Here is an 8666-nt window from a genome sequence, read left to right as displayed (position 1 = left end):
CTGACGATCCACTCACCTTCCAGGCGAATCTGCTCCCCTCGAAAGCGATGGAATTTGCCAGCCGGGCCACCCAGCTGGGGGTCGCTATTCAGGTTCACGCCGGCAATGGAATCGTGGTCGGTCAGCTTCCTGATGAAGCCGTATCGATTGAAAAGACGATGACCATTCTGAACGAACTGCGACAGCTCGCCCGTTCGGGCCGAGGGAACCTGGTTGTCCTGCACTGCGATCCGGAATGGAAAAATCGGATGCCGATGTGCGGGGATCCCGAGCCGAGCTGGGGGTTGATGCAGCGATTGAAGCAGCAGCTTGATCCGCACGGGCTTCTCAATCCAGGTCGATTCGTCGACGCGGTGTCGATTCCTGCCCGCTGAATGGTCCTGGTGCAGGTTCCAGTCGTGAAGCACGAACGCTTTATCTGCGCTGCCTGCACCCGGCTGCTGTCAGTCGGGAGGGGTGATCCCGAAGTAGTCGTTGAGGTACGACTTCCGGTCACCCTCGCTACGGATGAACTGGACCAGCGCGAGCAGCTTCTGCTGGTCACGACGGAGTTTGTCTGCCAGCCGCTGGTCATCGCGTAACTCGGGAGCCAGCGGACCGAGAACGGTGATCTGCATCGGATCCCAGGTCCCTTCGATGACGCCGTACCGTTCGAGCATGCCGAGGACTGTTTCCAGCCGGTGGTCATGTTTCTGTCGGGCATGCAGCTTTTCCCGCATCCATTCCAGACCAAACGCCGAGATTTGTTCTTCGTTGTGGACCAGCAGGTCGTACACTCGCTGATAGAACTCGGTGTCCGGATTGCTCCATCGAAGAAACTCCATCTGTGTCAGCAGATCGGATTCCTCGTAAAGCAGGACGCAGTCCGCTGGCAGGCCATCACGTCCGGCCCGTCCAATTTCCTGATACCACGCCTCCATCGAGCCGGGAACCTCGGCGTGAATGACAAAGCGAATATCGTTTTTGTCGATCCCCATGCCGAAGGCGGGGGTCGCCAGAACCAGCGGGCAGCGTCCCTCCATGAACTCGCTCTGAATCCTGCGACGGTAGTTCCGTTCCAGGTCACCGTGGTAGCAGACGTGCGGGATCTGTAACGCCCGCAATCGTTCGCTGAAGCGTTCCAGTGACCGGATCAGGGTGAAATAGATGATCCCGCTGCCGGGGGTATGAGAGTGTTGCTGCCGGATGTGCAGGATCCGGTCAATTTTTTCGTCTTCGCCCCAAACCTCGTTCACCGCGAGGGTCAGGTTAGGACGCTCGATTCCCGCGTCGAAGGTTTTGATTTCGTTGGGTGAAAGGCCGAGTTGCCGGACAATATCCTGCTGCACTTCCGGAGTTGCAGTTGCCGTCAGGGCGATCGTCGTCGGATTCCCGAGTCGCTCGCGGAACTCGGCCAACCGGGTGTAGTCAGGACGGAAATCGTGACCCCATTCACTGATGCAATGGGCTTCATCCACGGCCAGCAAATGAACCCGGCGTTGCTGGAGCGCCTGCAGGAACTCCTCTTTTCGAAATCGCTCGGGCGTGACGTACAGCAGTTGGTAATCTCCTTTTGCGACCCCCTTGTAGCGCCGTTCGCGTTCCTGCCGATTGAGCGACGAGTTGATATAGGTTGCGGAGATTTCACGGTTCCGCAGTGAATCGACCTGGTCCTTCATCAACGCAATCAGCGGTGACAGGACGAGTGTCAGGGGTGTCCGTGTCGGACCACTCGTTTCGGGGGGCGGCGGAATCAGTGCGGGAATCTGATAGCACAATGATTTGCCACCCCCGGTCGGCATCATCACCAGGGCATGCTGGTGGCTCAGGACGTGGTGAATCACCATTTCCTGCAAGGGGCGGAACGAGTCATAACCGAAATACTGCTGCAAGACGTCGAGAGGCTTCATGACCGAGATTTGACGGATTCGCTGTGAAAACTCAAGCCTGTGAAAGGGGCGGTGATTGCCCCGGCACTGTTGTCGTCTGGTTTTTCGTGACCCACAATTGATATCCTGCACACGCGTCAAAGTTCGTCGATGTCAGCGCAAAGGGTCAACATGCGACTTCGGTTCAGCGCCAGTTTCAATCCTGTTCGGGTCAGTTCCCGGTTACGCGGATTCCTGTGGCAGGGGGTGACCCATTTTACGCTGGCTCTGGGTTTCTGCCTCAGCACCGGGGCGGTCGTCGTGGCTCAGACCGGCTATCCGATGGTGATGAGTCTTCATCCCGTGGGTGTGCAGGTGGGGACAACGACGGAATGCGAGGTTCACTCCCGCTATACCATGCTGGGGGCGTTCCAGTGCACCGTCGGAGGGACGGGCGTCACCGCAGAGATCGTGGCTCCCGAACTGCCGCCACTGAATCCCGGTGAGAAGCAGAAAGAGGTCAATCGCCTGAAGGTCCGCTTCACTGTCGCAGCCGACGCACTACCGGGAGTGCGCGAGTTCCGTCTCGCTACGCCCAACGGGGCCAGTACTGTGGGGCAACTGGTCGTCGTCGCAGATCCGGTTGTCGCGGAAGTCCCCGACAACAACACCGCTGATAAAGCACAGTCAGTGAAATTGCCTGCGACGCTTTGCGGACTGATTGAAAAAGCCGAGGATGCCGACTTCTGGAAGTTCTCGGCCGAGGCGGGGCAGACCATCCACTTTCAGGTCCGTTGCCAACGGCTTCAGGACAAGATCCACGATTTACAGGTCCACGCCGACCCCATCCTGTTCCTGCGGGATTCAACGGGAGCGGTCCTGGCCATGTCGGATAACGGCTTTTTTGCCGATCCGTTTCTGACGCACCGGTTCTCGCAGTCGGGCGAATATCTGCTGGAAATCCGCGATGTTCGTTATCAGGGGAATGAAGATTGGTCCTACTGTATCGAAGCCAGTTCACGGGCCCATGTAGGAGGCGCATTTCCGAACGTGGTGAAGGCCGGAGTAGCGACCGATGTGGAGTTAAGCGGCGTGAATCTTCCCGACGATTTCCGTGGCCGGGTCGAAGTTCCGTCAACGACGGCAGTGGGGATTGCTTCACTCCCTGTTCAGTTGCCGAATCAGGTTTCCAACCCGGTGGGATTTGTCGTGACCGATTTGCCCATTCTGGTGGAACCGGCAGGGGACAATGATTCACCGGCGACCGCGGTTCCTGTGGAAGTTCCCCAAGTCATCGCGGGACGGATCGAAGCGACTTCCGACCTGGACTGTTACGCCTTCACGGCCACGCAGGGAGAACGGTTTTCGTTCGAAGTGATCTCCCGCCGCCAGATGTCGAATCTCGATTCGTTCATCAGAATCCTGAACGAGCAGGGGCAACCGCTGCGGGAAGACGATGATGGTCGATTCGGCAGACTCGTCTTCGCCGACACGCGGCTGGAAGGGTGGGAAGCACCCGCCACAGGGAAGTACTTCGTGGAGATTCGCGACGGTCTGCTGCGAGGGGGGGCGGGGTACGAATACGCCCTGCAGATCACCCGGACACTCCCCAGCTTTGAACTGGAAATCGATACGGACAAGACGCAGTTGACCCCCGGGACGTACGGAGCGATTTTCGTCAGGGCCGTTCGTAAGCACGGATTCACGGGCGAAATTCAACTGCATATCGAGGGGCTTCCAGAAGGAGTCGTCGCCACCTGCGGACGGATCCTGGCGGGGAAGGGACTCGATGGATGCATCGTTCTTTACGCTCCTGCAGAGCTGAAACTGGCAGCGATCGATGTTCGCATCTGGGGGACCGCGACGCATCCGCTCCCTGCTGCGTCTGCGGCCCCCGCGGGCACACCCGAGGCAGCTCCTGCTGCACTGGAACTGACTGCGGTGGCGGTCCCCTATCAGGAGTACTACTCTCCGGGGGGTGGCCGTGGTCACTATCCCGTTTCAAATCATACGGTTGCGGTCGGAGCCAGTTCCGATCTGCTGGCGGTGAATCTGAGTGAGACGGAAATTCGTCTGAAGCCGGGTGCATCCAGGAAAATTGCGGTCACCCTGGTCAGAGCCAAGGACGTTAATGCCAATGTGACTCTCGATTTCATGAACCGGCATCTCGAACAGGTTTACGCCAACAGTTTGCCGGAAGGGGTGGTGATGGACGACAGCCAGAGCAAGCTGTTGCTGACGGGAGCCGACTGTGACGGGTTCATCACGCTCAAGGCAGAGAAAACGGCCCCGCCGGTGGAGCGTCAGGTGACGGCCATCATGGCCAACTTCTCGCTGAACTTCGTGATGAAAGCGACGTATTCGAGTCCTCCGCTGTTTATTACGGTCGAAAAGGAATGAGAACCGCTGTGAGGGGGTGGGTCGAATCGTAGTGGCCGGGATCGAACCTTGCCTCACGGCAGAGTGTCCGCCAGAATCAGCCCTCTCGACCGCTCGCAGTATTCATTTCCAAAAAGGACTGTTCTCAGATGATCAATGTCGGCATCCTCGGGGCGACCGGCTACACCGCCCTCGAACTGATTAAGATTTTGGTCAATCACCCCGAAGTGAAGTTGACGGCGTTGACCTCCCGTCAAGAAGGCTCGCCCCATGTCTCCACGGTGCACCCCAGTCTTACCGGGCGAGTGGATATCTGCTGCGAAGACCTGAAGCCTGCGGAAGTGGCCGAGCGGGCCAAGTACGTGTTCTGTGCACTGCCTCACGTTGCCAGCATGGCGGTGGTGCCCGAGTACGTCGCGGCGGGGTGTCGGGTGATCGACCTGAGTGCCGATTATCGACTGACCGACCCGGCGGTCTATGCAAAGTGGTATGGCCATGTGCATACCGACCCGACGCGACTGGGGACGACTCCCTATGGACTGCCCGAACTGTTTGCAGACCGGATCAAGTCGGCCGTCCTGGTCGCTAATCCCGGGTGTTACACCAGCACGTCGATTCTCGGGCTGGCTCCGGCCATCTGCGGCGGATTCGTCGAGCCGACCGGTATCATCATCGATGCCAAAAGCGGCGTCAGTGGGGCTGGCCGGACGCCCAAGCTGAATACCCTGTTTGCCGAGTGCAATGAGAGCTTCTCGGCATACGCCGTGGGGACGCATCGGCACATGCCAGAAATCGAACAGGTTCTGTCGGACGCTTCGGGCAAGAGTGTCGAGGTACTGTTTACTCCCCATCTGGTCCCGATGGATCGAGGGATCCTGGCGACGATCTACGCGACACCGACGCGACCCGTCACGCAGGAAGAATTGTTGAACGAGTACCGCAAGTTCTATGCGGGCAAACCCTTCATTCGTGTCGTCGACCATCTTCCTGCCACGAAAGATAGCGCGTACACGAATTTCTGCGATATCACTGTCCGCGTCACAAAGGGGCGAGTCATCATCGTTGCCTGTCTCGACAACCTCATCAAAGGGGCCTCGGGGGTTGCGATCCAGAACTTTAACCTGATGGCTGGGTTCCCTGAGACGATGGGCCTGCTCCCCTGCGGACGGTAGCACTGGTCGGGGTTGGGTCTGGCCGGCGAAGGTTCAGGCGTAGAGTTGAGGGCGTAGAAACGACACAACGCCCGTTCGATCTGCACTTCCGTGGCGGATCGAAGGGGCGTTGAGGCGATTACGGAGAGGGGGGGATGACAGTGGTCATCCCCTTCTCGCTTGATCAGGCTGCTTCCGCGTCGGAGTCAAACCCGAAGGCCTGTTTCCGCAGCGTGAAGGGAATGATCTGGTCTTCGCAGGGATACAACTGATAGTTCATCACGTAGGCATCCTCATCTGTGTCTTCGTAGTGACCACGAAGCACTGAGTTTGCCGACAGTCCCTGTCTCTTGAAGAACAACTGAGCAGGAAGGTTTGTTTCACGCACTTCCAGCGTGATTTCCTGCCGACGTTGCTGCGACAGCTTCGTCACGAGCTTCTCGACCATCTGCGTCCCGACTCCTTGTCGGCGAGCCCAGGGGGCGACGGCAAAATTGAGGACGTGAAGCTGCGACTTCAGCAGTTCATAGATCATAAAGCCAACGATGCGTTCCTGCCGTTCGGCAACCATCCCGATGCAGTTGCGTTGGCGAAGACAACACAGGAAATCTTCTTCGCTCCAGGCAAATTCAAAGCTCAGTCGTTCAATATCCAGAACTTCGGGCATGTCCCGACGGATCATCCAACGAATCTGAACGTCGCATTGCGGCCGACGCGAATCTGTTTTCGACGTATTCCCTGAGCTCATGCGGACCTCCTTGTCCTACTGATTGCTGGGGCCGCACACTTCCCCTACAGAATGCATGCGCGGGGTCGCAAAATAGCCGATGTCAAAGTTGGACGCTAGTCGAATTGCGGAAGAAAATTTGGCCGGATGGGGGCTCGGTTTTCCGAATCTCACCCGCTGCTGTACGAAGGTGGAGGTTCGGGTTCCCGGCACAAGACAGGCGGGCAGACTTCGGTCCTGCTCCTTCTGCCTGATGGCCTCATTATGTTAAAGTAGACTCTTCATGACGGTCATCAAGGGCCAATCTGTTTACCTTGCTTTGTCACCCTGCCGCACGATATTCCCCCTATTATTCCTCCATTATCTGGAATCCCAATGCCGACATTGGCGACGAAGTTTATCCCGATCCGATCGGCCTTTGAAACGACCCTCGCATCGGGGTTCAAAGCGGCTGAATTTTGGCTCGACTCCGCAGTCCTCGCCCAAGCGGATGAGATCTCCCAGGTGGCTCGCGAGTACCCCTTTCGCTACGCACTGCATTTCCCCAACAGCGGTCCCCTCTCAGACGAGACGCTGAATGCGACGGTGAATCTCTACCAGCGATTGAATGCGACGGCGATCATCATCCACCAGCCGATGTTCGACCGGTACGCCAAGGCGCTGCTCGATCTGTCACCCGATCTGGACCTGGCGATTGAGAACCACGTGCTGGATCTCAATCAGTTCGATCAATGGGCCGAGCGCAGTCCCGGGCTCACGCTGGATGTCGAGCACTTGTGGAAGTTCACCTTGCACGACGCCCCCTTTTCTACCTTGCTGGAGCACGTGGATCGATTTCTGAACCGCTTCGCCGGCAAACTTCAGCATGTTCACATGCCCGGATACACGCCGGGGCAGGACGAGCACCAGCCGATTCATTTCAATGAAGAACTTGCGTTTGAAGTGATCTCGCGACTGAACGCCCACGGCTTCAGCAAGCTGGTGGTCAGCGAACTGGCGTCCGAGTTCCAGACACTTGAGTATCTGCAACGCGACGTTCAGATGTTTGATCGCTGGGCCGCCAAAGCGAAGATTCCGACGCAGGCGACATAAGGGTATCGCGATCCTGCAACCAGTCAGGTGCACCGCGTGGCTTCCGTCAGGTCTCCCGGGTGCGCCGACGCAGGCGCAGGCAATCTTGCGGCCGGTTCTGTTTCAGCTCGCTGAATCAGGACCGGCCGATTCGCTTTGGCTGGTCAGCGCAGGTACTTCACCACTTCCGCGATCTTATTCGCGGCCGCTTCGATTTCGTCGAGCGTGTTGAGGCGGCTAAGTGTCAGTCGCACCGCGGATCGGTAGAGATCGGGTTCCAATCCCATGGCCACGAGGACCGGCGTCGGTTCGATGGAACCGCTGGCGCAGGCACTCCCCAGCGAACAGGCGATCCCCTCCAGGTCGAGTGCCACGAGCAATGCTTCGCCGTCGACGCCGGGGAACGAGATATTCAGCGTGTTGGGCAACCGTTCTGCCTCCAACCCGTTGACGACGGCGGGAGCGGCCAGTTCCAGCAGGCGGGATTGCAGAGTGTCCCGCAGATTGCGGACATACGCTGTTCGTTCCTGGGATTCCTGATTCCACAGTTCCAGTGCCTTCGCCATTCCCGCGATCAACGCGACAGGTTCCGTCCCCGCCCGACGTCCGGATTCCTGAAGGCCCCCCATCGCGAATCCGGGGGTCAGACGGACTCCCTCACGAATCAGCAGTCCCCCGACTCCTCGTGGTCCGTGAAACTTGTGCGCTCCGAAACTGAGGGTTGTTGCGCCGAGTTGGCGGAAGTTGACGGGCAGCTTGCCTACCGCCTGAACTCCATCCAGGTGAACCGCAAAGCCTTGTTGCGCGGCCCCCTGGAGAAGTGGTTCCACCTGCTGAATGACTCCGGTCTCGTTATGAGCGAGGATGACGGCAGCCAGTCGGACATGGGTTGAATCCGCGATCGTCGATTGCAGGCTCGCGGTTGAGAAGAGCCCCGAGCGTTCGACCGCAAGCGGTCTGATCTGCCAGCCCTGACGTTCCCGCAGCCGACAGGCTTCGAGATTGGAGGGATGTTCGCCCGGCGAGATCAAAATCGTTCCTGATCCATGGGACGTCAGTCCGAACACGGCCAGATTGTTGGCTTCGGTTCCTCCGCTGGTGAAGAGCAGTTCATCCGGGCGTGCACCCAGGATCGAAGCAATCTGTTCGCGGCTGTCTTCCAGGACACGACGTCCCTTGCGGCCGAGGCAGTGTCGACTGCTGGGGTTGCCGTACGTTTCGCGCAAGTGCCGCGCGACCGTCTCGACCACCTCGGGCAAGGGCTGTGTCGTCGCATTGTTGTCGAGATAAATTTCAGACACGTTCATTTACCGGAAGTAGGTTGCCAGCGGCATCGAATGCCATTTCCTGCGGTTCGCTCATCTGTTCAAGGTCCGGGCGACGGGAAATCTCGGGGAGGTAGGCCTCACTGACAAGGACTTCGGCCAGGTGCAGCGTATCCTGAATCTGAACGATCTTTGCATCCGGGGGTTCTACCAGACCGCACGTGTG

7 protein-coding genes and 1 pseudogene are annotated in these 8666 nt (G+C 58.6%); 4 read left to right on the top strand and 4 right to left on the bottom strand.

Going from position 1 to position 8666, the window contains the following annotated elements; all coding sequences use genetic code 11:
* On the top strand, positions 1 to 374 hold a 374-nt coding region (locus VGE80_RS17860; RefSeq protein WP_440593601.1), incomplete at its 5' end, for an FAD-linked oxidase C-terminal domain-containing protein.
* A gap of 69 nt (positions 375 to 443) precedes the next feature.
* On the opposite strand, the gene VGE80_RS17855 is transcribed toward VGE80_RS17860, so the two are convergent.
* On the bottom strand, positions 444 to 1889 hold the full coding sequence (locus VGE80_RS17855; protein WP_440593600.1) for a RecQ family ATP-dependent DNA helicase: 1446 nt from the start codon (positions 1887 to 1889) through the stop codon (positions 444 to 446).
* Between the two features lie 150 nt (positions 1890 to 2039).
* Between VGE80_RS17855 and VGE80_RS17850 the strand changes: the two genes are divergently transcribed.
* Entirely contained in the window at positions 2040 to 4247 is a 2208-nt protein-coding gene (locus VGE80_RS17850) for a hypothetical protein (RefSeq protein WP_440593599.1), read from the top strand.
* 128 nt (positions 4248 to 4375) lie between these two features.
* Positions 4376 to 5398, top strand: coding sequence for an N-acetyl-gamma-glutamyl-phosphate reductase (gene argC / locus VGE80_RS17845; RefSeq protein ID WP_373653773.1), 1023 nt, complete (start codon positions 4376 to 4378; stop codon positions 5396 to 5398).
* Between the two features lie 163 nt (positions 5399 to 5561).
* Here the strand turns inward: argC and rimI are convergent, their stop codons facing one another.
* Positions 5562 to 6125: a ribosomal protein S18-alanine N-acetyltransferase gene (rimI, locus tag VGE80_RS17840; protein WP_440593598.1), complete on the bottom strand. Its 564-nt coding sequence runs from the start codon at positions 6123 to 6125 to the stop codon at positions 5562 to 5564.
* A 354-nt stretch (positions 6126 to 6479) separates the two neighbouring features.
* Here rimI and VGE80_RS17835 point away from each other — a divergent pair, with 354 nt between their 5' ends.
* Positions 6480 to 7196 carry a hypothetical protein gene (locus VGE80_RS17835; protein ID WP_440593597.1) on the top strand — a complete coding sequence of 239 codons (717 nt, stop codon included), beginning with the start codon at positions 6480 to 6482 and terminating at the stop codon, positions 7194 to 7196.
* Positions 7197 to 7339: 143 nt separating this feature from the next.
* Here the strand turns inward: VGE80_RS17835 and VGE80_RS17830 are convergent, their stop codons facing one another.
* Both VGE80_RS17830 and VGE80_RS17825 read right to left on the bottom strand, forming a co-directional pair.
* Positions 7340 to 8482, bottom strand: coding sequence for a cysteine desulfurase family protein (locus tag VGE80_RS17830; protein WP_440593596.1), 1143 nt, complete (start codon positions 8480 to 8482; stop codon positions 7340 to 7342).
* Positions 8469 to 8666: pseudogene (locus tag VGE80_RS17825) on the bottom strand (lactate racemase domain-containing protein); the annotation flags it as partial. The pseudogene VGE80_RS17825 and the gene VGE80_RS17830, both read right to left, overlap by 14 nt.

Source organism: Schlesneria sp. (assembly GCF_036405755.1).
Taxonomy (GTDB): Bacteria; Planctomycetota; Planctomycetia; order Planctomycetales; family Planctomycetaceae; genus Schlesneria; species Schlesneria sphaerica.
The sequence above is the reverse complement of the archived record's forward strand: the minus strand, read 5'-3'. Positions and strand labels throughout refer to the sequence as shown.